Source organism: Limnohabitans sp. (assembly GCF_046052765.1).
Taxonomy (GTDB): domain Bacteria; phylum Pseudomonadota; class Gammaproteobacteria; order Burkholderiales; family Burkholderiaceae_C; genus Limnohabitans.
In genome coordinates, this window is sequence record NZ_JAVLFQ010000066.1 from 82,960 (window position 1) to 107,564 (window position 24,605).

Annotated in this window: 26 protein-coding genes; 6 read left to right on the forward strand and 20 right to left on the reverse strand. The window is 49.9% G+C overall.

The window, feature by feature from the left end; genetic code table 11:
- Position 1 precedes the first annotated feature (1 nt).
- Together AC9UG7_RS10130 and AC9UG7_RS10135 are read right to left on the reverse strand one after the other, a co-directional pair.
- Complete coding sequence (locus tag AC9UG7_RS10130) at positions 2-631, reverse strand: DUF2135 domain-containing protein (RefSeq protein ID WP_509587261.1); 630 nt, start codon at positions 629-631, stop codon at positions 2-4.
- Between the two features lie 15 nt (positions 632-646).
- Complete coding sequence (locus tag AC9UG7_RS10135) at positions 647-1,327, reverse strand: hypothetical protein (RefSeq protein ID WP_509587264.1); 681 nt, start codon at positions 1,325-1,327, stop codon at positions 647-649.
- Positions 1,328-1,515: 188 nt separating this feature from the next.
- On the opposite strand from AC9UG7_RS10135, the gene AC9UG7_RS10140 reads away from it, so the two are divergent.
- Genes AC9UG7_RS10140 through AC9UG7_RS10150 form a run of 3 tightly spaced genes read left to right on the forward strand, consistent with a single transcriptional unit; the run spans position 1,516 to position 4,309 of the window.
- Positions 1,516-2,460, forward strand: a complete 945-nt coding sequence (locus AC9UG7_RS10140; RefSeq protein ID WP_509587266.1) for a YVTN family beta-propeller repeat protein — start codon at positions 1,516-1,518, stop codon at positions 2,458-2,460.
- A 23-nt stretch (positions 2,461-2,483) separates the two neighbouring features.
- Positions 2,484-3,077, forward strand: a complete 594-nt coding sequence (locus tag AC9UG7_RS10145) for a cytochrome b (protein WP_509587268.1) — start codon at positions 2,484-2,486, stop codon at positions 3,075-3,077.
- 44 nt (positions 3,078-3,121) lie between these two features.
- Positions 3,122-4,309, forward strand: a complete 1,188-nt coding sequence (locus AC9UG7_RS10150; RefSeq protein WP_509587270.1) for a glycosyltransferase — start codon at positions 3,122-3,124, stop codon at positions 4,307-4,309.
- Positions 4,310-4,346: 37 nt separating this feature from the next.
- On the opposite strand, the gene AC9UG7_RS10155 is transcribed toward AC9UG7_RS10150, so the two are convergent.
- A complete protein-coding gene (locus AC9UG7_RS10155) occupies positions 4,347-6,692 on the reverse strand; it encodes a rhodanese-like domain-containing protein (protein WP_509587273.1) in 2,346 nt (781 codons plus the stop codon).
- 113 nt (positions 6,693-6,805) lie between these two features.
- Here AC9UG7_RS10155 and AC9UG7_RS10160 point away from each other — a divergent pair, with 113 nt between their 5' ends.
- Positions 6,806-7,654 (forward strand): shikimate dehydrogenase, encoded by an 849-nt coding sequence (locus AC9UG7_RS10160; RefSeq protein WP_509587276.1) that lies wholly within the window; start codon positions 6,806-6,808, stop codon positions 7,652-7,654.
- Between the two features lies 1 nt (position 7,655).
- On the opposite strand, the gene soxA is transcribed toward AC9UG7_RS10160, so the two are convergent.
- The 9 genes from soxA to AC9UG7_RS10205 all read right to left on the reverse strand — a co-directional run bounded on the left by soxA (position 7,656) and on the right by AC9UG7_RS10205 (position 14,667).
- Entirely contained in the window at positions 7,656-8,438 is a 783-nt protein-coding gene (gene soxA, locus AC9UG7_RS10165) for a sulfur oxidation c-type cytochrome SoxA (RefSeq protein WP_509587278.1), read from the reverse strand.
- 72 nt (positions 8,439-8,510) lie between these two features.
- Positions 8,511-8,861 carry a thiosulfate oxidation carrier complex protein SoxZ gene (locus tag AC9UG7_RS10170; RefSeq protein WP_509587280.1) on the reverse strand — a complete coding sequence of 117 codons (351 nt, stop codon included), beginning with the start codon at positions 8,859-8,861 and terminating at the stop codon, positions 8,511-8,513.
- 3 nt (positions 8,862-8,864) lie between these two features.
- Positions 8,865-9,374: a thiosulfate oxidation carrier protein SoxY gene (locus tag AC9UG7_RS10175; RefSeq protein WP_509587282.1), complete on the reverse strand. Its 510-nt coding sequence runs from the start codon at positions 9,372-9,374 to the stop codon at positions 8,865-8,867.
- Complete coding sequence (soxX, locus tag AC9UG7_RS10180) at positions 9,374-9,787, reverse strand: sulfur oxidation c-type cytochrome SoxX (protein ID WP_509587285.1); 414 nt, start codon at positions 9,785-9,787, stop codon at positions 9,374-9,376. Before soxX ends, AC9UG7_RS10175 begins: the two co-directional genes overlap by 1 nt.
- Complete coding sequence (locus tag AC9UG7_RS10185; protein WP_509587287.1) at positions 9,784-11,937, reverse strand: xanthine dehydrogenase family protein molybdopterin-binding subunit; 2,154 nt, start codon at positions 11,935-11,937, stop codon at positions 9,784-9,786. The genes soxX and AC9UG7_RS10185 overlap by 4 nt, the downstream gene beginning before the upstream one ends.
- Entirely contained in the window at positions 11,934-12,395 is a 462-nt protein-coding gene (locus tag AC9UG7_RS10190; protein WP_509587289.1) for a (2Fe-2S)-binding protein, read from the reverse strand. The genes AC9UG7_RS10185 and AC9UG7_RS10190 overlap by 4 nt, the downstream gene beginning before the upstream one ends.
- Before the next feature lie 12 nt (positions 12,396-12,407).
- On the reverse strand, positions 12,408-13,343 hold the full coding sequence (gene lipP1, locus AC9UG7_RS10195) for a LipP1 family hormone-sensitive lipase (RefSeq protein ID WP_509587291.1): 936 nt from the start codon (positions 13,341-13,343) through the stop codon (positions 12,408-12,410).
- Between the two features lie 35 nt (positions 13,344-13,378).
- Positions 13,379-14,203, reverse strand: coding sequence for a metal-dependent hydrolase (locus AC9UG7_RS10200; RefSeq protein ID WP_509587293.1), 825 nt, complete (start codon positions 14,201-14,203; stop codon positions 13,379-13,381).
- Positions 14,204-14,208: 5 nt separating this feature from the next.
- The gene (locus tag AC9UG7_RS10205; RefSeq protein ID WP_509587296.1) at positions 14,209-14,667 is read right to left on the reverse strand and encodes a hypothetical protein; all 459 of its coding nucleotides are present in this window, start codon (positions 14,665-14,667) and stop codon (positions 14,209-14,211) included.
- A 127-nt stretch (positions 14,668-14,794) separates the two neighbouring features.
- Between AC9UG7_RS10205 and AC9UG7_RS10210 the strand changes: the two genes are divergently transcribed.
- A complete protein-coding gene (locus AC9UG7_RS10210; RefSeq protein ID WP_509587298.1) occupies positions 14,795-15,328 on the forward strand; it encodes a pentapeptide repeat-containing protein in 534 nt (177 codons plus the stop codon).
- Between the two features lie 14 nt (positions 15,329-15,342).
- Here AC9UG7_RS10210 and AC9UG7_RS10215 read toward each other — a convergent pair whose 3' ends face one another.
- The 4 genes from AC9UG7_RS10215 to AC9UG7_RS10230 are packed head-to-tail and all read right to left on the reverse strand — an operon-like array spanning position 15,343 to position 18,134.
- Complete coding sequence (locus tag AC9UG7_RS10215; protein ID WP_509587300.1) at positions 15,343-15,810, reverse strand: hypothetical protein; 468 nt, start codon at positions 15,808-15,810, stop codon at positions 15,343-15,345.
- Entirely contained in the window at positions 15,807-16,568 is a 762-nt protein-coding gene (locus AC9UG7_RS10220; RefSeq protein WP_509587302.1) for a TerC family protein, read from the reverse strand. The genes AC9UG7_RS10215 and AC9UG7_RS10220 overlap by 4 nt, the downstream gene beginning before the upstream one ends.
- A 55-nt stretch (positions 16,569-16,623) precedes the next feature.
- Positions 16,624-17,331: a phosphatase PAP2 family protein gene (locus AC9UG7_RS10225; RefSeq protein WP_509587304.1), complete on the reverse strand. Its 708-nt coding sequence runs from the start codon at positions 17,329-17,331 to the stop codon at positions 16,624-16,626.
- A complete protein-coding gene (locus AC9UG7_RS10230; RefSeq protein WP_509587306.1) occupies positions 17,328-18,134 on the reverse strand; it encodes a phosphatase PAP2 family protein in 807 nt (268 codons plus the stop codon). The genes AC9UG7_RS10225 and AC9UG7_RS10230 overlap by 4 nt, the downstream gene beginning before the upstream one ends.
- Before the next feature lie 79 nt (positions 18,135-18,213).
- Here AC9UG7_RS10230 and AC9UG7_RS10235 point away from each other — a divergent pair, with 79 nt between their 5' ends.
- On the forward strand, positions 18,214-18,633 hold the full coding sequence (locus AC9UG7_RS10235) for an SET domain-containing protein-lysine N-methyltransferase (RefSeq protein WP_509587308.1): 420 nt from the start codon (positions 18,214-18,216) through the stop codon (positions 18,631-18,633).
- Here AC9UG7_RS10235 and AC9UG7_RS10240 read toward each other — a convergent pair whose 3' ends face one another.
- The 4 genes from AC9UG7_RS10240 to AC9UG7_RS10255 all read right to left on the reverse strand — a co-directional run bounded on the left by AC9UG7_RS10240 (position 18,634) and on the right by AC9UG7_RS10255 (position 24,591).
- Complete coding sequence (locus AC9UG7_RS10240; RefSeq protein WP_509587310.1) at positions 18,634-19,545, reverse strand: hypothetical protein; 912 nt, start codon at positions 19,543-19,545, stop codon at positions 18,634-18,636. It lies immediately after the preceding gene.
- A 10-nt stretch (positions 19,546-19,555) separates the two neighbouring features.
- Positions 19,556-19,858, reverse strand: coding sequence for a hypothetical protein (locus tag AC9UG7_RS10245; protein ID WP_509587313.1), 303 nt, complete (start codon positions 19,856-19,858; stop codon positions 19,556-19,558).
- Positions 19,859-20,234: 376 nt separating this feature from the next.
- Complete coding sequence (locus AC9UG7_RS10250) at positions 20,235-21,395, reverse strand: efflux RND transporter periplasmic adaptor subunit (RefSeq protein WP_509587316.1); 1,161 nt, start codon at positions 21,393-21,395, stop codon at positions 20,235-20,237.
- Positions 21,388-24,591: an efflux RND transporter permease subunit gene (locus tag AC9UG7_RS10255; protein WP_509587319.1), complete on the reverse strand. Its 3,204-nt coding sequence runs from the start codon at positions 24,589-24,591 to the stop codon at positions 21,388-21,390. The genes AC9UG7_RS10250 and AC9UG7_RS10255 overlap by 8 nt, the downstream gene beginning before the upstream one ends.
- Between the last annotated feature and the right edge of the window lie 14 nt (positions 24,592-24,605).

Sequence of the window (24,605 nt, forward strand, 5' to 3'; positions counted from 1 at the left end):
ATCAAAAAGACTTGATGAGGGTTTTGGGGATGGTGTTGATATTGTCAACACCACCTTCGGGGGTGACTGTGAATCGGGCCATGGTCACTTCTTTGCCGCGGGCTTCCAGCATGGCTTGACCGTAAAAAACCACCTCGGCTTTGGGATTGACCTTGATGATTGACACGGTTGCCTGTACCGCTTGGCCAGCCTTGGGGTCGCTGTTGTCAATATCCTTGGTTTCGTAGTAGTGAGCGTTGACTACATATTCACCCGGAACAATGCTGCGAATGGTGACCACTTCCTGACGCAAAGGGTTCACCACTTTACGCCCGTTGATCATGATGGTGTTGTTTGAATTTCCTCTGTCATCTCTGTCTAAATGCATCAGATCAGCTTCACGGTTGCGGAACCAAACGCTTTCGCCAGACGGACCTTGTACCCACAAATCCAGATCATTGGGGTCCATGTCTGGCCAAGACAATGTGATGATGAATTCTGCTTTGGCAGGAATATCTCCACTTTTGGTGGCCTTAGGGTTCATGGCCAGCAAAGCGATGATGAAACAAAACACAAACGCGATCAGCATGTTAAAAAGCATGTCATAAAAAGGATCGACCTCAGGCTCGCGGGAAAAACGGTTGTTGCGCATGGCGTAACAATCGCCTCAGCGACCGATGACCAATCCGTGGCGTTGCGCCTGTGACAGCAATTGATCTGCAAACCGGTCCATTCTGGTCAACTGAAGCCCTAGCAAAATATTGCCAACCAAGCCAACCATGGTGGTGAGCAAGGCAACACCTAGTCCAGAGGTCAGGTTGCGTAAAAGTTCCTGCGCTTGGCTAGGGTCAAAGTTTTGGATTTGACCAATTTGCATTGCCAGCACGGAAAATCCGATGACCTTGCCCAGCAAGCCCAATTTCAATTGAACCCCGTTGACCCACCAAGCGGTGGAATGCGGACCATGGGTTTTCTCCATCAGTAAATCCAGCGGCGCAGTTGAGTCCTGCGGGTTGGCGGCAAGTGCAGACCAATAATCAGCCGCCCAGCCTTGGGCATGTATCAAACCTTGCAAGCCTTGAACAGACGCTTTGTCAAGCAAGTCGCGCTGGTAGGCCAATTCTTTGGAGCGCACACCGCACCACATGGTGGAGACGGCAAAAATAATGATGATGACCAAGGTAATACCGGTAGGGTCGGAGCTGAGCAATAAATGCCAAACACCTTTGATACCCAGCAGCCAAGTAGAAAAAATAAAAAGTCCAACCAATATCAACCATTCAAACCACAAGGGTTCAACATCCCAATGGGGGTGATTGGCCTTGAGGCGCGAAAAAAAAGATTTCAAAACATTTCACCTAAGGAAATAGTTAAAAAGTTGGCCGCTAAATCAAATAATGCAAGAGTGCCAACCATCGCAAGCCTCGGATAATAACTGACGAAAGCAGAGTCCTTCTCCCCTGACTTTTAAGGGTTGATGGCCTGCTCTAAGATGCGTAGTGTGACTTTTGTTTTTTTAGATGAGATGGGATTGAAATGAAAAAGTTTTCTTTTGTGTTTTGCCTTGGCTTGTCTTTACTGGATTTTTCTGCTTTTGCACAATCGCGTGCTTATGCAACCAATGAAGGTGGCGGTTCTGTGTCTGTGATTGATATTGACACAGATACCGTGATCTCGACGATAGATACGGGGGGAAAGCCGCGAGGTTTGGCCGTTTGTAAAGGCAGTAAAAAATTATTTGTCACCGAACAAAATTCAGCACAGTTGTGGATGATTGATCCAAACAAAGGTGAAATAGAGCAACGTGTACAACTTGGCGAGTCTCCTGAGGCGCTTTATTGTTCACCTGACGGTAAATGGTTGGGGGTAGCCAACGAAGGAACCAACAGCATCAGCTTCATAGACGTCAAAAGCATGGCTGTGAAATTTTCTATTCGTGTCAAAGGAAAAAATCCAGAGCACGGGGTGTTCAGTCCGGATGGAAAGTTCATGCTGGTGTCTGCAGAAGAAGCCGACCAAGTGGATCTGATTGATTTGACCAAACGCAAACAAATCGGTTCCATCAAAGTAGGCGAAAGACCACGTGGTATTGCTTTCAGTCCAGATGGAAAACGCGCTTATGTAGCGGTTGAAAGCGCCAGTCTGTTGGTAGCCATCGATATGGTCAAGCGAGAAGTCGTAGGTAAACAAGCTGTCGGCAAACGCACTGCGGGCGTGATTGTGTCACCCGACGGCGCCTATGTGTTTGCCAGTAATGGCGGAGACGCCAATGTTTCTATGGTCGATACCAAAACCTTCGAACTGGTTGACAACATTGCCATTGGACAACGCCCGTGGAACATGACTTTCAGCCCAGATGCCACCAAGTTGTACGTGGCTGCCGGGCGCAGCGGTTCAGTCAGCGTGATTGATGTGGCAAGTCGAAAAATGGTGTCTGAAATTCCTGTGGGTAAATTGCCCTGGGGTGTCGTGGCACACTGAAGATTCTCTGAAAGAAAGTGCATATGACTGATAACAATAATCTGGTTGATGATCAGACATTACCCGCGACTTTGCCTTTGCAATACGACCGAATGATGGTCATTTTGCATTGGGTGTTAGCTGTTGGTTTGATTGCTCAACTGGGGCTGGGTTTGTGGATGGCAGACTTGCCTAAAGAGCCCGTGGGTTACCGGGCTCAGTGGTTCAATATCCATAAGTCCATAGGTTTGTGTCTTGGGTTGTTGATTTTGTGGCGATTGGGCTGGCGAGTGACACATTCTGTACCCGCATCCCTCGACCACGTGGAAGTATGGAAACAGAAATTGGCCACTTGGAACCACCGGCTCATGTACCTGTGCATGTTGTTGATGCCCATCACAGGTTTTATCGGTTCCAGTTTCTCTGCTTATCCAGTCAAATTTTTCGGATGGCCTTTACCCAAGTTATGGGCTCCAGATCCTGAGTTGAAATCCATTTTTTCTGAAGTCCATGAGACTTCCGCCGATATATTCATGTGCTTGATGGCGCTTCATTTTGCTGCGGTGTTATGGCATGTGTTGATCAAGCATGATGGGCTATTGAAACGCATGACCTGGGGTCGTGCCAGCACAGATTGAAGATACTTTTTCTGCATCAAAACTTCCCGGGCCAGTTTAAACACTTGGCGCCCGCGTTGGCTGGCTTGGGTCATGATGTACATGCCTTAGTGCTCACAAAAAATCCTGCCTACGAGTGGCAGGGAGTCAAAGTCCATACGTATCACCCTCAATGTGGCAGTACGCCAAACATTCACCCGTGGCTTATTGATATTGAAGCCAAAGTGATCAGGGGTGAAACTGTTTTAAGGTGGGCGCAAGAATTCAAGCAGCGTGGCTTTTCCCCTGATGTGGTGATTGCCCACCCCTCATGGGGGGAAAGCCTATTCATCAAATATGTGTGGCCTGAAACAAAATTAGGCTTGTTTTACGAAATGTATTACCAGGTCAATGGCCAAGACGTGCATTTTGATCCGGAATTCTCAAAACCTGAGGTGAGTACCGAGAGCAGGTTGTTGTTGAAAAATTCAGTACAAATCTTGCAAGATCCATTTGCTGACGCTGCCATATCTCCCACCCATTGGCAAGCAGCTAGCTATGAGCCAGTGGTGCGTGAAAAAATCACTGTCATACACGACGGCATTGACACAAGTCGTATTCGACCAGATGCAGCTGCACGACTGACATTGGATAACGGGCTAAGTTGGTCCCGCGACGATGAGGTGGTGACTTTTGTCAGTCGCAATCTGGAGCCTTATCGCGGCTACCATGTTTTCATGCGGGCATTGCCTCAATTGCTGCGACTGCGCCCGCACGTGCAGGTGTTAATCGTTGGCTCAGACGGGGTCAGTTATGGCGCTAAACCACCCGCCAACCAAACTTGGAAACAAATGTTCATTGATGAAGTGCGCGGGCAAATTTCCGACAGTGACTGGCAGCGGGTGCACTTTCTGGGACGGCTTGGCTATCCCCAATTCTTGACCATGCTTCAAGTCAGCAGGGTACATGTGTATTTGACTTATCCGTTTGTATTGAGCTGGAGCTTGATAGAGGCCATGAGCAGTGGGTGCGCAATTTTGGCCAGCAACACGGCCCCGGTGCTCGAGGCCATTGAAGACGGGGTCACCGGACGTTTATTGCCTTTCTTCGACCCTCAAGCTTGGGCCCATGGCATTGATACATTGTTGAATGATCCAGCCGACATAGTGCGGTTGGGCGCTCAGGCCCGACAACGAGCTGTCGAGCACTATGACTTGCAATCCGTTTGCTTGCCTAGACAGTTGCAATGGGTCAAAAAACTGGCGAGCCTATGAGCTTTGAGGTCTTGCTTTGGATAAAGACTGTTGAGTTTTAAATGACTTTGAAAAAATGCGTCGCATCCCTGCGCAGTTGCTCCACCAAACCCGATTGCCAGTCAAGATAAGCCTGCAGGTTTTGTGCGGAGTAATTCGCTCCTTCATAAGGGCGGAGGTAGCGGTCTATGCGCGGACTGGCCACATAAGATTCACCTTGCTGTGTACTGAATCCCTTGGCTATCCAGGCGGCATTTCCTCCCGGCAACCAGAAAACTTCTACCCCTGGTCTGACCAATGCGCGAAGTTCTGAAACAGCAAACCTCGAGGCGCGACCATCCGCACAAGTCAGGACATACCGGTTGGCTTTATGAACCCTCGAGAAGTCCTCGGCCATTTGTGAACGCAACAACCACCACGCACCTGGGATATGTTTTTTGACATAAGTACTGCTGTCGCCTACATCTATGACCATGCTTAGATTGCTGCGGTTTGCCAACCATTCTTTGAGTGTGACCGGATCAACCTCAGCGACCTGATCTACAGTGTCGGGCAAGTCGTCTATCGGTTCATCTGTTTGCTGCAAATCTTCAATCGCAACATCTTTCAGTACATAGGTTTCCCACCCCATTTGCACCAGCCAAGAGGCCGCCATAGAGGCACGTACCCCATCATCGTCGTACACGACCACGCGGGCACCCCGAACACCTATGTAGTGATCGGTTTGATGGATCAGTTGTCCACCTGGCGCATGGCGCGCACCCTCGAAATGGCCATGCGCATACTCTTGCAAGCTGCGAACGTCTAACAAGTAGGTATTGCGGCTGGTCTCAGCCATCATCTGCGCCAGCGTGTCTCGGTCTATGCGTTGAACCCCGCTACGAAAAAGCAGAGCGAGGGCGGAGGCAGCGGTTTTCTTGCGGTCATCTTCGTCAACCGCGTTAAAGCATTTGTCGGCCTTTTGCTCCAACTCGTAACCCGCAAGGCTCCAGCCTAAAAGACCGTTTCGCAATGCACACACTGGATTGGGTATGCCTGCATTGATCAATGATTGCGCACCAATGATGCTGCGTGCACGACCTTCACAACTCACCACTATGCGCGTGATGGCGTCCGAAGCCAGAGTTCTGGCGCACAACACCAATTCACCACCAGGGATATGGATAGCGCCAGGGATGCTGAGGGCTTGGTATTCTTCAAAGCGTCTGGCATCGAGCAAAACCATGTCTGATTGGCTAGCCATTAATGCATTGACTTCTTGCGCTGAGAAAGAGGGCGTTTTTCGCTGGTGCTCTACCAACTCTGCAAAAGCTTGGCTTGCGACATGGATGTCTCTAAATAATTCGCCGCCAGCAGCAGCCCAACCGGACAGACCATTTTGGAAGATGCTGATGTTGCTGTAACCCATGCGTTGGAAAATTTCTGCCGCGCGCTCAGCCAATACGCCACCTTGGTCAAACAAAACAATGGGCGTGTCCAGACGCGGAATACGGCGTGCGCTGTCGGCCTCTATGCGGCCATACGGCAAATGAATCGCAAACAATGGGTGACCTTGTGCATAGGCATGTTCTTCACGTACATCAACCAGTGCGATTTCTTGTTTTTCTAATAAGGCTTTGCGAACTTGTGAATATGTGCAGACCGCAAAACGGGGTCCTATACCTTGATGTTCATGGTGCAAAGATGGCAATCCGATTTCTTCGAGTCGCACAGATGCATCAGCTGGTTTAATCTGGGCTGCTGGGTCAGACATGGGCGTTGTTGGTACGGTCACAGAAACCGAAGTAGCAGATGTGACAAGCGGAGCAGTTGATTGAACAGGGCTGGAAATCAAATGCACATTGGCATAGCCGTCAACAAACATTTGACGCGAACCGTCCTCTCGGTAGCTGTGGCGCTCGATCAAACCAATATGACCTTCGTATATTTCTATGCAGACTGTCACCTGGTCTGGCAGGGGGTTCCAAACTTTATGCACATCGCCAGTGCGCGGCGATACTGATTCCATGTCGCCCGGCAGCATATCGATTTGAAAACCAGCGGGCACCCAGCGTCCATCAGACATTCGGCTATAGGGCTGGCAGGATAAGCTACCACGCAATAAGCCCATTACCCCCCAGACAGTGTGATCATGGATGGGCGTGCTTTGTCCGGGGCCGCAAACCAAACTTACCACTGAAAATCTGGCTTGCGGATCGGCATAAATTAAAAATTGTTGCGGATGAAGCGGGTGTGCCTGCGTCAATTCGGCTTGCAGCCAGTCATCATCGATTAACAAGGGTTCCATCAATACTTGCACCTGCGCGATCAAGGCTTGCTCGGCGGGGGCACTATCTACCAATCTGGTCATAGCGGCCAGAAACTGGTGCAGTGTTTGACTGTTAGTCTTGTTTGCTTCGTACATCAGAGCGCATTTCAAATGAAGTGGCAATTGTTTCACAGTAATGCAGGATTTTTTAACAAGCTCTTGCTGATCTATTTCCCCTGCCTTTGCAAAAACGCTATGCTTGTCAAACGATGATTCAAAAAGTCTCACATACTTTCGTTCTCGCCGGGGTCATGGGATGGCCCATTACACACTCTCGCTCGCCAGTGATACACGGTCACTGGATAGAGCAGATGGGTTTGCGTGGCAATTATGTCCCCTTGGCTGTCAACCCCGCGCACTTGGCTGATGCGCTTGAAGGGCTGTCAGCATTGGGATTTGCTGGCTGTAACCTCACCTTGCCTCATAAGGTTGATGCACTGCCGTTTGTCCACCACATAGACCATGTGGCACAGCACATCGGTGCGGTCAACACGGTCATCGTGCAAGCTGATGGCAGTTTGAGTGGTACGAACACGGACGCCTTTGGATACATACAAAGTCTGCGCGAATCACAAGCTGATTGGCTTGCACACAGTGGGCCAGCGGTGGTGTTGGGTGCGGGGGGTGCAGCGCGCGCCATTGTCTGGGCCTTGGCAGATGCAGGCGTCAAAGAGATACGATTGCTCAATCGCAGCCCAGAAAAGGCGCAAGCCATGGCCTCACAATTCGGTTCACCCGTGCATGCTTTCGACTGGTCACAACGCCACGCTGCCCTGGCCGATGCTGCTTTGTTGGTCAACACCACCACCCAAGGCATGCAAGGTCAACCGGCGTTGGACATCGATATATCTGCGTTGCCCACGCGCGCGGTCGTCTCTGATATTGTTTACACACCGTTGGAAACCGATTTGTTGTTACGCGCCAAACTTCGAGGAAATCCTGTTGTCAACGGCTTGGGTATGTTGTTGCATCAGGCACGTCCTGGGTTTGCTGCATGGTTTGGTGTGATGCCCGAGGTCACACCTGACTTATGGAGAAAAGTTTTGGCTACGCTTTAATCTACTTGCGTACCGAGGGCACTTCAATCTTTAATCCCTGAGCCCGCCACATCAAATAGAGACTGATATCGCGCATATCTTCGTGTCCCCACGCTGGAATTTCTGCTTTGACACCCGTGTAACAAAAACGCAAGCGCCGTTCCAATGATGCCAACCGTTGCCATTCAATCCGATACGCCGGGTAAGCGTTAGGCTGCCCTTGGCTGAGTTTGTCTGTGAACAGTTTGATGCCATAGCGCTGATCGTGGCACTGCGTACACGCCAGATTCATCTGACCTTGGCGGGTAGTGAATATGTTCTGACCAGCCTCAAAATGTGATTGTGCCTTGCCATCAATGGATACCTTGATGGGCATGCCGTTCGAGGCTGAGGTGACATACAGCGTGATTGAAAGTAATTCCTCAGACTCAAGCGGCCATTCAGCTGCTTTTTGACGCTTTTGGCGGCAATGGCGAATACGGTCTTCTAAATTAAACAAATGTCCGCTGGCTTTATCGATGGCAGGATAACGGGTTGCCGCACCTTTCATGCTTTTCAATTCGCCATGACAGGATTGACAGCTTTTATCGTTCTTGCCTGAGACTTGGTTCCACAACTTGGCTCCTTTCTCCAAAAAAGGCAGTCCAGGGTTGGCGAAGTCGTCACCTTGCAAATCAAGAATTTCAGGACCAGTGAAAGCCAAACCGGATTGCAATTTGTCCAAGGCAATCAAACGTTGTTGCGCCACAGCCATGGGAAGATGAAACAACAGGCCGAACACGTTGAGCAACAGAAAATAAATCAAACATCTTGACAGTCCCCATAAGCAAAGTTTCGGGCCAGACATTGGCTGTGAATTCAACAATATCTGCATGACTTAGGGTTTAGAAGCTTTGGACTGGTTGGCAGGTTCGATCACCAATTTTTGACGAAGTTCTCCGATGTACCCTTTGTCATCAACCCATCTGAAATACAACTCGCCCGATTTGGTGGCGCGCAGATAAAACTCAAACAAGGGATTGGCTGACGTGCCTGTGGTGGGTTCAACCCGAAAGACTTCTTTGTCGTGAAAAATACATTGCAGGTGACGGATGACATTGCGTTTAACCAAAACTCCCTCGAGGTCACGCAAAAAACCGCTGTCCATTGGATGCTGAACCAGCAAGCGCAACTTGAACACATCGCCTTCAACAATGCGAGCGGGAAGTTGTAAACGTGCAGTAGTCATGGCTTATCCGTTGTCAATGCAGGCAGCCTCAGTGACGACCACTTCTTGCGTTTCGTATCGGAAAGTGCCATCTGACATGCGCGCGAGCACCACCACCATTTGCGTGCCCGACAGGCGAACGCGCATGCTCAGTTCGGCCCTACCGTTCCAGGGACCCAGCACAAACATGGCCATCAATGGAACAGGGTTGCGTTGCGAAATCACATAAATATGGGTGACGTGGGATTCCTCCGTCATGGGACTGTCGACCTTCAGACTCAAGGGCACCAAGTGGCCGTTGTCTGCCAGCATCGGCAATGACAAGGTAATGCCACCTTGCTTGACAGATTGGCGCACGACATACGGCGCAATCATTTCGTCAAATTGACGCAGTCGTGCATCTGTCATGTCTTGTACTCGACCTAAAACAGACATATCCTGCGCATGCGACATACCAGAGCCCATCCCCCAAACACCCACAGAAGCTTTGAGAAATCGGGATAACCAATCGCGTCTGGATAATGAAAATAACATCAAGGACCTTTGGTGGCTTCTAGCAAATAGGCCACGATATCTTCCAGACCTTGCTCGGTGAGAACGGTTTTACCGATCAACGGTTTGGCCACATTATGCAATCCTTCTGTGCTGAAGTAGGCTGGCATGAACGACTGTGGATTTATTAACCTGGGGTCGGCAATACGCATGCGAATTTGATCTGCCGTTAATCGCTGACTCAGACCAGTGAGGTTAGGCCCCATTTCGCCGCCATCCTTTAAACCAGGAATGGTGTGGCACAGAACGCAACCGGTTTCTTGCCGGTTGAGTAGGAGTTTGCGCCCGCGTTCGACTTCAGCGGTACGTTCAGAAGGCGTAGGCGGCATGCCGTCCCTCGCTGATACAACCACCGCAGCGCAACACAAAGCCGCAGAAAACAACAAGCGTTTCATGCTTTCACCAAAGTCAGGCCATGGTTTTTCAAGGGGAGTGAGCGAATACGTTTGCCAGTGGCAGCAAACAACGCATTACCTAGTGCTGGTGCCAGCGGAGCTTGAGCGGGTTCTCCCACACCTCCCCAAAAACCGCCGCTGGGTGCAATCACCGTTTCCACTTTGGGCATTTCGTTCATGCGCATCATGCGGTAGTCGTGGAAATTGGATTGCTCAACGCGACCGTCTTTCACAGTCATCTCACCCCAGAAAATAGCAGTCAATCCGTGAACCACGCTGCCTTGCAATTGGGCTTGGATATTGTCAGGATTGACGGCGTATCCTGGGTCGATACCGATCACAATCCGGTGAATCTTCACTTCGCCGCGTGGGCTGACAGACACCTCGCACACACAGGCGGTCCAACTGCCATAGCCGTCCACACTGGCGATGCCGCGGTGAACACCGGCAGGCAACGGTTTGCCCCAGTCAGCCGCTTTGGCCACAGCTTGCAATATGCCTTTATCGCGGTTAGCTTTTTCATTGTCCGGTAAGAGGGCAAGACGATAGGCTAAAGGGTCCTTGTTGGCAGCATGCGCAAGTTCGTCCAGAAAACATTCGCGCACAAAGGGATTTTGGGAGTGACCCACTGTGCGCCAAAATCCAACAGGTACGTGGGCACTGCGCATGGCAAAGTCGACCAAGGTATGGGGAATGGCATAGGGGTGATCGTTAAAACAGGCAACGGCTTGTTGATCAACCCCGTTTTGCAATGGCATGCGCAATAACTGTGAAAACAAGGAAGGTGCACTCACTCGAATATGCATGGCGTGTGGTTTGCCGTTGTCGTCCAAGGCTGCGCGTACGCGCACCAAACTGGCAGGGCGATACAAATCATGTTGCGTGTCTTCTTCACGGCTCCACATCAACTTGACTGGCTTGCCGGGCAGCTGCATGGCGATGGCGACTGCTTGACGCGTGAAATCTTGAGGACTTTTGCGACCCAGACCGCCGCCCATTTGCATGGCAAAAACTCGGACGTTTTCCTGCGCTACTTCTGCTGTAGAGGCCGCCGAGGTGAGGGTGGATTCAGGGTTTTGCGTCGATGCCCAAATGTCAAGCTTTTCGCCATTGAGCAAGGCCGTACAAACCATGGGCTCTAAGGTGGCATGCGCTAAATAAGGGGTGTAGTAATCCGCTTCGATCACTTGTGATGCGGCAAGCGTGGCAACTGCATCGCCGTCATTGCGGGCTACGGCTTGTTCCTTTTGGGTCAGTCCTTCGCGGTAATACTGCAATAGGCTGGCGCTGTTGACTGCCCCGTTTTTGCCGTTATCCCAATCGATGGATACGTCGCGCAAAGCTTCCTTCGCGCGCCACCAGTTGTCTGCGACCACGGCAACAAATTCGCCGAGGTTGATCACATTCACAATACCGCGCCGGTTGTCGACTTTGCTGCTATCGATTGATTTGGCTTTGCCGCCAAAGACGGGTGATTGAGCGATGGCAGCATGCAGCATGCCAGGCAATTGAACATCCACGCCATAGCGGATTTTTCCAGTGACGATGTCAGTGATGTCCAGACGCGGAATGGGTTTGCCAGCGATGGTCCAGGTCTTGGGGTCTTTCAGGGGAATGTCTTTGGGTGGTGTGAGTTTGGCGGCATCTGCAGCCAATTGACCAAAGCTGAGTTTTTTACCGCTGCCAGAATGAAAGACCACACCCAGCGATGCCTTGCATTCGTTGGCAGGTACGCTCCAGCGCTGGGCTGCGGCTTCGATCAACATGATGCGGGCAGCGGCCCCGGCTTTGCGTAAATACTCTTGCGACATGCGTATGGTGCGGCTACCCACACTGGCCATGTCACCATAAACGCGTTTGCGTCGTAAATTCTCATGTGCCGGCACATCTACTACCCGTACTTTTTTCCAATCTGCTTCTAATTCTTCTGCGATCAACATAGGTGCGGAGGTGCGACTGCCTTGGCCCATTTCTGTGCGGGCGTAGCGTATGACAACGGATTCGTCGGTATTGATTTCAATCCACGCATTCACTTCTGCGTTGGTGTTTGCCAAGCCAGCATCAGGCCACAAAAACCCCAGACTGAGGGCGGCTGCTGAGGCGCTGTTGACTTGTAAAAAAACACGACGATTCAGGTGTGTCAAGCTCATGATTTGCCTCCAGCTTGTCGCGCAGCAGCATGAATCGCCGTGCGCATACGAGCATAGGTACCACAGCGACAGATGTTGGTCATGGCAGCATCTATATCTTGGTCAGTGGGCTTGGGCTTTTTCTTGAGCAAAGACACTGCAGCTAATATTTGACCGCCTTGGCAATAGCCGCATTGCGGCACTTGATGGTCAATCCAAGCTTGTTGCACAGCATGGAGCTTGCCTTTGTCGGCCAGTCCTTCAATGCTCACTACTTGCTGTCCATCAGCAGAGGACACAGGGTAACTGCATGAACGAACCGGTTCGCCATTGAGTAGAACGGTACAAGCGCCGCATTGGGCAATGCCGCAACCGTATTTGGGGCCTTTGATATCAAGTTCATCGCGCAATGCCCATAAGAGTGGCATTTCTGGTTCAACATCCAGCGTATGGCTTTGTCCGTTGATATGCAATTTCATGGGTACTGATCCTTAACAAAGGTAACGTTTGAGTGCATCAGCACAAATGGCTACACCGGTATGCGCTTCGCGTATGACACGACCCATGGTGATGAAGCCGTGGATTTGTCGCTCAAAGCAAATGTATTCGGCACTGCTCCCAGCTGCCGACAATGCGTTTGCATACAAGCGGCCTTCATCACGCAGCGGATCAAAGCCGGCTGTGATAACCAAAGCTGGGGGCAGGTTTGCATGAGAACCGGCTTTCAATGGTGAGGCACGCCAATCGTGCGCATCCTCAGGCTCAGGGAGGTAATGGTTCATAAACCAGTCCATCACTTCGGCCGTCAATGCGTAACCTTCGCCATTGTCGCGGTAGCTTTGTGTGTCCGGGTACATCAGCGTGGCAGGGTAGATCAACAATTGAAAAGCAGGTTGATGTGAGCCGCCTCTGGCGCCCAGACAAACTGCGGCGGCCAAATTGCCGCCGGCACTGTCGCCACCGACAGCAATGCGCTTCGCGTCAATTGACAAACTGGTCGCATGAGAAGCCGCCCATTGGAAAGCAGCCTGTGCATCGTCGTAAGCAGCCGGGAACACATGCTCGGGTGCAAGCCGGTAATCCACTGAGAACACTGCACAGCCACTGGCTTGGCATAACTGTCGGCAAAGTACATCGTGTGTATCAATATCACCTATGACCCAACCACCTCCATGGTAATAAACCAGCGCGGGTAGTACATCTGTGGATGCAACAGCTTGAGGCCTGAATTCGCGGATTTTGATCTGTACACCATTGAGTGACACCAGGTGATCATGACTACGTGAGACAGCGGGAGGCTCAGGCTGGGTAAAGCCTTTTCGCATCAAATAGGCTTGTCGGGCTTCTATAGGTGTCTGGGCGTTGAATGCAGGTACGCCTCGTTCGACCATCAGTTGTAAAAGTGTTTGTGCTTGGGGATCTAGCATGCTGCTTTCCAATAAAAATGGCCCACCCATCGAGCTTACGTGGTCTGACCCACCGGCACATAAGCGTTTTGGTGTGTTTGTAACCACGCCCGAGACAAATCATCAGGATGTTGGGAGGGGTGAAATTCGGGCTTGAAATAGTCACGCCATAGGTTGAAACTCGCCCGAAATAACCCACCCTTGGCAAACAAATGTTTCCAAGCGCTGGCCCATGTGGATGTTTTGAAAAGGCTTCCCTCATGCCACAAGTTGTTGACGGTTTGGAGCAACAAATCTGTGAGGAAAAACCAGGTAACGCGACGCATCCAGCGCAAACGCCATTCCTCATTGCCACCCATCGCTTTGTATAAATCAAAAGCCGTACAACGATGCTCGCTTTCTTCACTGGCATGCCATAACCACATGGTTTTTAAGCGGGGATCGGCATGTTCAAAACACCATTCGTTAGACAGCAACCAATGTGCAAACACAGCCGTGAAATGCTCAGTTGCAACGGTTGCTGCCACAGAGTGGCGGATATCGATTTTTTGGATGAAGCTTATGCGCTTGAGTGCACGTTTTTCCCAATGATTAACCATGCCTTGGTCAAGCAAATGTCGGTTGTACAGGGTATGCAAGCGGCGGTGTGTGGCCTCTTGCCCGACAAATCCTTTGACCTCATCTTTGTACAAAGCTTGCTGCTCGGCCGTTAGACGCGAAAGCCCTTGGCGCACACTGTCGAGAAAAAATTGCTCGCCCACCGGAAAACTCATGGACAATGCATTAAAGAAAGCTGACGTGAATGCATCATCGCCGTTCCATCGCAGTGAAAAAGGACGGTCTAAATCAATTAACAATTGTCTGATCGTAAGTTGGCTCATGGTGTTCATCCTGGTGGCAGTTGACAAGGACCGGTGACGAAAAACTTCAACTTCTTGCCATATCTTTGAACATCTTTGATGGCCTTGATATTCACCGGTTCACGGTTTATTTTGATCTCAGATTCTTCCATGGTTTGCAGGTTTTTGCGTTTTACCCACAAACTGGTTTTGGAAGTTAAATCCATTCCCTCAAACTCAGCTGTTCTGAGCGTGTTGACGAAAAAAGTGTACAGCTTGGGGCCATCCATCTTGATATACAAATGGTCTCCAATAGAGGTGATGTCAACTTTGACTGAGGCTGGTTCTACGCTGATTTTGTCCATTTCGGGAAATGACCCTTGGACATCGCAGGTCAATGTGTAGGCCAAAGCCCTTTGGCTGGTTAACAAGCAAGCAACCAGTGCCAAAAATATCAGGCTTATCCTTGGCCGCGCTGGGTTAGCGATGGGGTACAAAAAATGCATGACAGCCTTTCGATACCCGGATCATCGCATGTCGAGACAAAAAGGGTACTGGCGGGATGGGAATTCATTTCCAAGTAGTTGGTTATTATTAGCCATGGTAAATCTTAGGGTTTTAAAGGGGTTGGTAGTGGCTGTTATTCACAAAAGTTTCAAACTGTTACCCATGGTACTGGTTGCGGGTTGCTGTATCTGGCCTTGGGCCGCCGGGGCATTTGACGCCGGCAAGATGGAAGACTTCAAAACCACCAATGTCTGCAAATACTGTGATTTGAGTGATGCCCCGTTGGGTGGACGCGACATGCGAGGTGCTGATTTTCAAAATGCCAACCTGTCAGGCGCGGTCATGGCCAAGTCCAACTTGGCCGAGCGTCCGATGGAAAAGCGCACCTTGGTGACAAATTTTGAAGACGCCAATTTGCGTCGTACCGATTTAAGCGGTGCCAATTTGCACTTGGCAAACTTCACCAATGCTTACTTAAGAGAAGCCAATTTAACCGGCGCTGACCTGAGTGATGCAGTGCTGCTTCTTTCAAACATGAAAGGTGCTGTGCTGGCTGGCGCCAATCTGAAAGGCGCAAAAATGGATGGTGCCAAACTCGATGATGCGAAATTTTGCAAAACTGTCATGCCTGACGGCTCTTTGAATGACAGCGGGTGTTGATGCATGAGCAATGCTTAATGGCTGCAAACTTTGGTCAGGTCAGCTTTCACCACCTCTTTATCGCGAAGCACTTGGGCGAGTGCATCCTGTTCGGCCATTCGCCGCATGCTCTGAGCGACTGACTGGTTCAGCTTGATCAATGAATCTTTGACTGATGGGCTCAACGTACCGTCAGAGCGTAAATTTTTCAATACATTCATTTCAACTTTTTCGCCGTTTTTTTGAACTTGTATGAAATAAGCATTAGCATCAGCAGAGCCGGGCGTAAAGTTTTTCAATCCGTGGCTGTGCATGGTTTGTAAGCCGACATAAAACTCTGCGAAATAGCTGGCACTGCGCGAGCATTCTGCGTTTTGAGCAGTCGTATCTATCTCATTGGCACGGACTGACAATCCCGCGCCCAATAGCACCAATAGCAATAGCTGTTTTGCCAGATTGTGCCGAATGATTTGGTATTTCGAGTGGGTATGAATGGTACTCAATGGGGGTCGTCACCAGGAATCACAGCGTCGCGCAGCTTGACTGGCTTACTGCGCGATTGACGAAAACGGATGTTGAGCAATTCAACACCAAACGAGAACGCCATGGCAAAGTAGATATAGCCTTTGGGTACGTGGTGACCAAATCCTTCTGCGATCAAGACCACTCCTACCACCACTAAAAAGCTCAGGGCCAGCATTTTGATGGAAGGATGAGCGTCGACAAATTCTCCAATGGCTCGGGCAAACAACATCATCAGACCCAACGAAGCTATGACAGCGGTGATCATGATGCGCACATCATCGACCATGCCGACAGCGGTAATGATGGAGTCCAACGAGAACACCAAGTCGATAACGATGATTTGGGCAATGGTGGCGATCAGGTTGACTTGGGGCTTGGCATGGGCACCATCGCTTTCGTCCTCGCCTTCGAGTGATTGGTGAATCTCGCCTGTACTTTTCCAGATCAAAAACAATCCACCGACCAGCAAAATCAAATCACGCCCAGAGAAGGGCTGTGTCATCACTGTAAACAATGGCTCTACCAGTCCAATAATGAATGACAGCAATAACAGCAGAGCAATACGCAAAAACATGGCCATGAACAAGCCGATCCGCCTGGCCAATTCTTGCTGTGCTTTGGGGAGTTTGCTGACAAGAATGGAGATGAAAATAATGTTGTCTATGCCCAGCACCAACTCGAGCAAAGTCAATGTGGCCAGCGCCATCCACATATGCGGGTCGGTCAGTAATTCCATATATATTTTTGATGAATCATTGAAAAGCTGAGACTGTAGCCTATGTGCTTCAAACTTAGAGATTTTGGGGTTGATGCAGGCGATGGACTTGGTACCAACGCCAGCGTATCCAAACACTTCGAATAAGCCAGTAAGTTAACCAGATAAACCAGCCAGAAAACACCACATCGCTTAGGAAGTGACCACCTTGAAGCATGCGAGTCAAGCCTATCAAGCTGCCAGCACCTATGCCAGCCCATATCCATCGGCGGCGAGTCTGTCTTCGCGACCACATGCCCCAGGCCATCCATACAAAACCGCCAGCAGCGTGGCCGCTGACAAATGAACAATTTTCCTCACACAATGGCTGGTAGTGCAGCACAGGAACAAACGCGTCCGTGCCATTGAAATTGACAGTTTGGTAAGGGTGAGGTCTGCCGACATGGTCTTTCAATACCCAATCGACGATAAAACCAATGCCTATGATGACCGTCAACAACCAAGTAATACAACGTCGACGCAGTATGTTGTAGCCCTTGTTGGGTCGAATCCAACTAAACAATAAAAATATCGCTGCCCCAATCGATATCCATTTATTGATTTCGGGTGTGTAGATATAAATCCATTTCACCCATGGCCATTCCTTGCCCGGAAAACTGAGTGTGTTGGCATCATAAAAAAGCTTGCTGACCTGTAAATCAATGTCTGGATAGCTTAAAAAAAACACCATGCTCACACCCAGCATGGACAAAGCATAAAAAGAGTCTCTAGATCGCGCTTTCAAGGCATCTCCTTTTTCCGCAACAAACTCAATCTAGACATGAGTCCAGCGATTCCTAGGGTGGCAATCACATCAATTGCCAATTGTGACGCAGGTGTTTCAGCATGTAATCTGAATAAATAAATCACCAATCCCAGCTCGCACAACATCAAACCCCATTGGGATTTTGATTGCTTAAGGTAATTGCTCCAGGGTTGGAACTGTTCCCATTGCACAGCCAGACAAACGATCAGTATGCCCAGCCCGCCGCCGGCCAATACATCTGAAGGCCAATGCGCACCCACCATGATCCTGGACAACGCTACCAAACTGCCGAACACCACCAGTAAGGCGGCGACCGGTTTGAACTTTGACCCGACTGGTAAGCAAAGACATAACAGCGTGACCGCAGCTATTACCGTCATGCTGTGGCCTGAGGGCATGGAATTGGCCGCGGTGGGAGGGTAGCCTATGGTGTGGATTAACCCAGCATCCAGAACGCTCAAAGGCCTGGCGTGGGCAAAGATTGCCTTGAGAGAAGGGGACAGCACAGACCCGATCAAAAAACACTTCAAACTTAATGCGGTGCCGTTGCGACTGAAACGGGCAAATACCAGCAGCAGTAAAAGGGCAACACCACCTTCACCAAACTGGGTCAGGACTGACCACAAGGAGTCGATGCCGCTCACAGATTGATTGATAGCAATCATCCACTGCTGGTTCACATCGGTCTTTGATAAGAGCACGCCACCGAAAATAAAAGCAGAAGAAAAAAAAAGTAATACAAAGCGCAAGCGACGCGTAGGTAGTTCGTTTGTGAGCGGCATCATTGCAACGATTGTAAGCAGTCGCCTTCACGGCTTTGTCTATTCGTTATAGTAAAGCCCAACTGAGAAAGTCATAGCCATGCCTACCACCAAGAAAAAAATCATCGAGCATCTTGAGGAAGAGGTGTTTTGCAAACTTGGTATTTCTCCCATCCATGGCATTGGGGTTTTTGCAATCAAACCGATTCCTAAAGGGATCAATCCCCTGAAAAGCTATATCCGTTCTAGGGAAATTGATGTATCCAAAAAAGATATCAAGCATTTACCCAAAGGAGTACGTAATCAAATAGATATGTTTTGTTATTACGACAGGCGCAGTGTCAGTATTCCCGTCAATGGCTTGAATTCATTTGATTTGGCTGTTTATCTGAACCATTCCAAACGCCCCAACTTGCGCTTCAAGAAAAATGGCACTTTGATAAGCCTGATGAATATCGCCGAAGGTGAAGAACTGTTTATCGATTACGACATCAGTTTTGGCGAAAAGCACTACTTTTGATCAGCCAGCCATCGCCAAGATATGCTCTTGGCGCTCAACCTGCTGAACAACCGGCGAATGTCGGTAAATCTGGTTGAGTTCGTGCGGCTTGAAGTCAGTGATCAAAGGTGAGGTTGGGTCTGTTGCCAATGGGTGTTGTGGATCAATCAGCGCCAATGCGTAAATAGGTTCAAAGTCGGTCACAAACAATGCTTTGTACCCATAGTCATCGACTGGCCCAAGGTTGTAATAGCGCAGGCCATTTTTCTGCGCCCAACGGCAAGCTTGTAAACAGGCGTATATGCCAGGTGAACGGTTTTTGTAATCACGATTCCACTGACAAAAACTGCCATACAGTTGGTTGTATTTGGGTAACAAGATGGATACATCAGTCAGCACAAGTTCGCCTTCGGGGCTGTGTACACGCAAAATCAGTACGTCTAAGTGGCGCACATAGTCAACAAATCCCTCCACTTCGCGGTCATCAATATAGTAGTTGGCGAAGTGCTCACCACCCATTTCAAACATATCCTCAACCGTCAGTTGAGAGCCAGAAATCACTTGTTCGGTGTAAACAAAGTTTTTATATTGTTTGTCGTATTCGCGGAATTTACGTTCGCGGCGCGGTTCTGACCAAAAGGCTTCGTCCATGGTGTTGACCAAGCCGTACTTGTCATTGATGGGTACGCCAAAAGGGCTGTCTGGGGGCAGCGCGTAAACCACAAAGGGCCGTGGTGCAGCAGTCAGCATTTCCTTGGTCACATTGATGTAGGGACACAGAGCATCCCAACGTGTGGTGTAGTAAAGAATGTCGTTGTGCTCACTTTCAACCAGAAGGTTGTCTTCTGTCCAACTCTGGTAACCGACTTCATGAACCTTGGCGGCTGAAGAAACCTGATGAGCTGGTTTGAATTGATAGAGCATGCCATTCATAGTGTTGCCTTTAAATGTTTGATTTTTTTTTATTTTGTTTTGGGTTGAAATGTACAGCAGGAATACGCTTGAGATCAAAGTAAGAAATATCTACTTCGTGGTTGGTTTGTAAAAAAACCGGATCTGTCTTTTCCAATTGAACAATCATTTCATGCACCTTGCCTAGGTGCTTGTTCGCGTCACTGTTTTCTTCTGACAAGCCGTGTATGTAATCGTCCATCAAAGGACAGTCGGTATCGAAGTAAAAACTTTTGTTATGAGGGTTGTAACTGAGGGGGTAGAGCGTGCAGCCGAAAGGTTTGTCGTCGCCCATGGTGCAGCCTGTTGGGCCTAGGTGCGTGCAACGGGTTTCGATACAAACAGAGCCTAGTTTCTTTTGCTCACTATCAGTTAATGTGATTTCAAGTGGCGGATACCCCGCCTCCACATTGCAGCATCGTTGACATTGCGCACAGTGGTCAAAAAGCACGCAGCATCTCCATCTCTGCTTGTGCGTCTGGGTTGACCATCAGTTCAAAAAAACGTTGGTGTGTCATCAAGCGCTAAAAAATAATTGTTGGAATTATCAAGGTATTTATCATATAGAGTCAAGAAATGATTAATTTATTGAATTAGATGATTGTGCAAATTTGCAAATCAACGACACGTCAACTTGGGTTTTGCACACGCCGAAGAGATGCAGGTCAAAGTTAATGCGTTGCTTGAACTGTGCGGACCTGAACCACGTCACCTTCAGTGACGCCATCGGGTGGATTCTCGATCACTCTGTCTGTGGGTAGCAAGCCTGAAAGTAATTCTAGGCGGTTGCCGTAGTCTCTGGCAATCACCACTGGCTTCATGACGACTTTGTTTTCTGCATTGACGGTTGCAACAAGCACGCCGGCCTTGGTGAACACCAAGGCGCTGGGTGGTACGCTGAGCCGATCCGCCTGAGCGGGGATATGGAAGCTGACGCTGGCATAGCCGCCAGGCAACAACTCACCGCGTTTGTTCTCGGCTGACAGTTGCACCAACATGCTGCCGGAGGTGCTGTTGATCGCTTGAGACATAGATTGAACGGTCGCTGTGAAAACCTGTCCAGGTTGTTCTGGCACACTGAATTTCGCCACGGTGCCTTTTTGTATAAAAGCGATTTGATTTTGGGGTAAGTTGACGTACAAGCGAAGTCGTTTGACATCAGAGACCACGAACAATTCGCTACCAGGAGCGCCGCCGATATTGATCAATTGACCAATGTCTGTGTTTCTGGCAGTGACCACACCGTCAAAGGGCGCAACGATGCGGGCGAAATTTTTCATTGCCTGTAGCCTGTTGACGTTGGCCTGAGATGCGTTGACCACCGCCATTTTGACGTTGAGGTCCCCGATTTTTTCCTCAACCGCTTGGCCAGATACAAAATTTGCGCTTTCTAGCGATTTCCAACGCTTGGCGGTGTTTTCGGAGAGCGCGGCATTGGCCTGAGTACTGGCTAGCTCCGCTTTGGCTTGCAATATTTGTTGGTCGAGATCTGGCGTGTCAATTTCTGCCAATAACTGACCCGCTTTGACTGGCGTACCGATATCGGCCTTCCAACTCTTTAAATAACCGCTGATGCGCGAATACAAAGGCGCTTTGGCATTGGCTTCGATCCGACCGGGTAGGTTCAACGCAACTGCGTCTGTGTTGCTGCCAGGTGAGATGACACTGACGGTGACTGCTGACTGTTTGTCAGCCAGTGCTTTGAGCTGTGCGCCGTCTTTGGCGCGCGCCTGCAAACCATTGAAAACGACAGCGCCAGCCAACACGCCAGCTGCAGCCAATGACGTCCATAGAAAACCACGTGAAACGAAAGGAACTGACGGCTTAGACATGACTGACTCCAGAAGAAAACGTTGTTGAGGCAGCGGAGCGTATGCGTCCGTGCACCATACTGAATAAAAGAGGAACGATGACCAATGTGGCAACAGTTGCAAGCATCAGTCCGCCGATGACAGCACGGCCTAGCGGGGCGTTTTGTTCACCACCTTCACCCAAACCCAGCGCCATGGGCACCATGCCGATGATCATGGCCAAGGCCGTCATGAGCACCGGTCTGAACCGGACAAAGCCAGCGTCCAACGCGGCAGCAATCGGGTCACCTAATTGATCCAGTCGTTCACGTGCAAAACTGATCACCAGCACACTGTTGGCGGTTGCTACGCCCATGCACATGATGGCGCCCGTTAATGCAGGGACAGACAAAGTAGTTCGGGTGGCAAACAACATCCAGACGATGCCTGCCAGTGCGGCGGGCAATGCACTGATGATGACGAACGGATCGCGCCACGATTGGAAATTAACCACAATCAAGAAATAAATCAACACGACTGCACCAAGCAAACCCCAGAGCAGACCTGAGAAAGCTTTTTCCATGGTGCGGACTTGACCGAGTAAAAACACTTTGCTGCCTTTGGGTAAATCGCTTTCGGTGGCAGCGAGTACCCGTCGAACCTCACGCGCCACGGTGCCTAAATCTGTATCCTGTGTGGTTGCATTGATCTGGACCAGCGGTTGAATATCGTATTGACTGACCACGGCGTTTCTTGTTGTGCGATTGATGGTGGACAGGGCACCAAGCACGGGTTGGTTGCTGCTGCCACTGGCGCCTACGGGCAGATTCGACAGCGCATTCAGCGAGTCTAGGTTGTATTGTGGTGTTTGCATGACTACCCCGTAGGAGACGCCGTTGGCGGGGTTGAGCCAGAAGGTTGGTGCGACCTGGCTGCTGCCGGCCAAATTGACGACCAGGTTGTTAGTGACATCTTTGGGCGTGATACCCATGTCTTGCGCCTGGCTGCGATCAAGATTAACTTCAAGCACAGGACTTTTGGCAGATTGTTGAATGCGTGCATCTGCAACACCGGGAATACGTCGTATTTCTTTGAGTAATTTATTGGCGTATTCAAAATTACCGCTTAGGTTGGCGCCACGAATTTGTATATCAATCGGAGCAGGTGCACCGAAGTTCAAAATTTGACTGACGATATCAGCAGGAGGAAAGGAAAAAACCGTGTCTGGAAAAGCCAAGGGCAGGGTTTTTCTCAGTTCCCTCACATACTCTGCAGTGGGGCGATGGTCTTTGCGCAGGGCGATTTGAATATCCCCGTCCATGGTGCCTATCACACCCGTGTTGTTGTAGATGAGGTTGATCCAACTGGGGGGTAAACCGATGTTGTCAACCAAGGTAGTGATTTCTTCTTCGGGGATAACCTGACGAATCGCTTTTTCTATGCCGGAAAAACGCGCGGCCGTTTCTTCAACGCGGGTGCCAACGGGTACGCGGGCGTGGATCAAGATTTGACCGCCATCAACGTCGGGAAAGAAATTGGTACCCAAATAAGGGACCAAAGCAAATGAGGCCATGACAAAGCCCATGAACCCTATGACAACAGGCCAGCGATTGACCAATGCGAGTTGCAAAATATCTTTGTAGCCAGAGCGGAAACTTTCGAAGGCGGATTCGAAGCTGCGTTGAAAACGCATGATGGGGTTGCGCGTGGGTGGCAAACTCGTGTTGTTGCCATGCATGTCGGTATGCGGTGCATGGGGTTTCAACAAGTAATTCGCCATCGTCGGCACCAAGGTACGCGACAAAAAGAAGGAAAAGGTCATGGCCAACATCACCGACAGGGCCATGGGCACAAACAGAAAGCGGGAAACGCCATCTAGGAAAAACATCGGCACAAAAACAATACAGATACACAGCAGTGAGACAAACGCAGGCGCAACAATTTGGTCAGCACCATCCAAAATAGCGGTGACCACATCCTTGCCTTGTTCTAAGTGCCAGTTGATGTTTTCAATCGTGACCGTGGCATCGTCGACCAAAATTCCTACCGCTAAAGCCAAACCGCCTAAGGTCATGATGTTCAGGGTTTCGCCCAATGCATACAGACCTAGTACCGCGCCCATGATGGACAAAGGAATAGACAGAGCGATGATGATGGTGGAGCGCCAACTACCGAGAAACAAAAAAATCATCAAGCTGGTCAGCCCTGCTGCGATCAAGCCTTCAAACGCAACACCTTGAATAGCTGCGCGAACAAATAAAGATTGGTCATTGATAGGCTGCACTGTCAGCGCTTCAGGCAAAGAAGATTTGATGGAGCGCAGTTTTTCCAAAACACCATCAACAATAGCCAAGGTAGAGGTTGTGCCGTTCTTGAGTACTGACATCAAAACCGAGCGGTTGCCATTCACGTGAACAATATTGGTTTGTGGCGCATTTCCGTCGTGCACATTGGCTACGTCTCGCACATACACCATGGCGCCATTGACAGTTTTGATGGGGAGATCACCCAAGTCTTTGATGGTGACAGCCGCGTTGTTCAAGCTGATGGTGTATTCCAGATTGTCAATCTTTTGCGTGCCAACCGGCGTGATGATGTTTTGGGTAGCCAATGCGTTGGCCACATCCTGTGCACCCAATCCGCGTGCTTGCAGTTGGGGCAGATTCAAATCGATTTGCACTTGGCGAGATTTACCGCCATATGGAAAAGGGATGGCAGCACCAGGCACAGTCACCAAAGGTGTTCGAACTTGGGTTAATCCAATATCGGCCAGATTCTGCTCTGATAAACCCTGACCCGCCAATGCGAGTTGAAGAATGGGGACTGTGGAGGCGTTGTAGTTGACGATCAAAGGGGGCAGGGTGCCTGGCGGCATTTGCCGAATCAGAACTTGTGAAATGGCAGTGACCTGAGCGTTGGCAATAGCGATATTGACACCGGGATGAAAAAAGATTTTCACAATGCCAACACCTGCATAGGAATTGGCTTCAATATGTTCGATGTCGTTGACCGTGGTGGTGAGGACACGTTGGTATAGCGTGCTGATCCGACCAGCCATTTGGTCAGGTGGAAGTCCTGTATATGCCCATGCAACTGCAATCACAGGGATACGGATTTCAGGAAAAATATCGGTCGGTGTTTTGAGTGCTGCCAGCGGCCCTAATATCAGCAGTAATAAGGCCATCACCACAAACGTATAAGGACGCTTAAGCGCCAAGCCCACAACATTAAACGACATCTCTTACTTTCAAT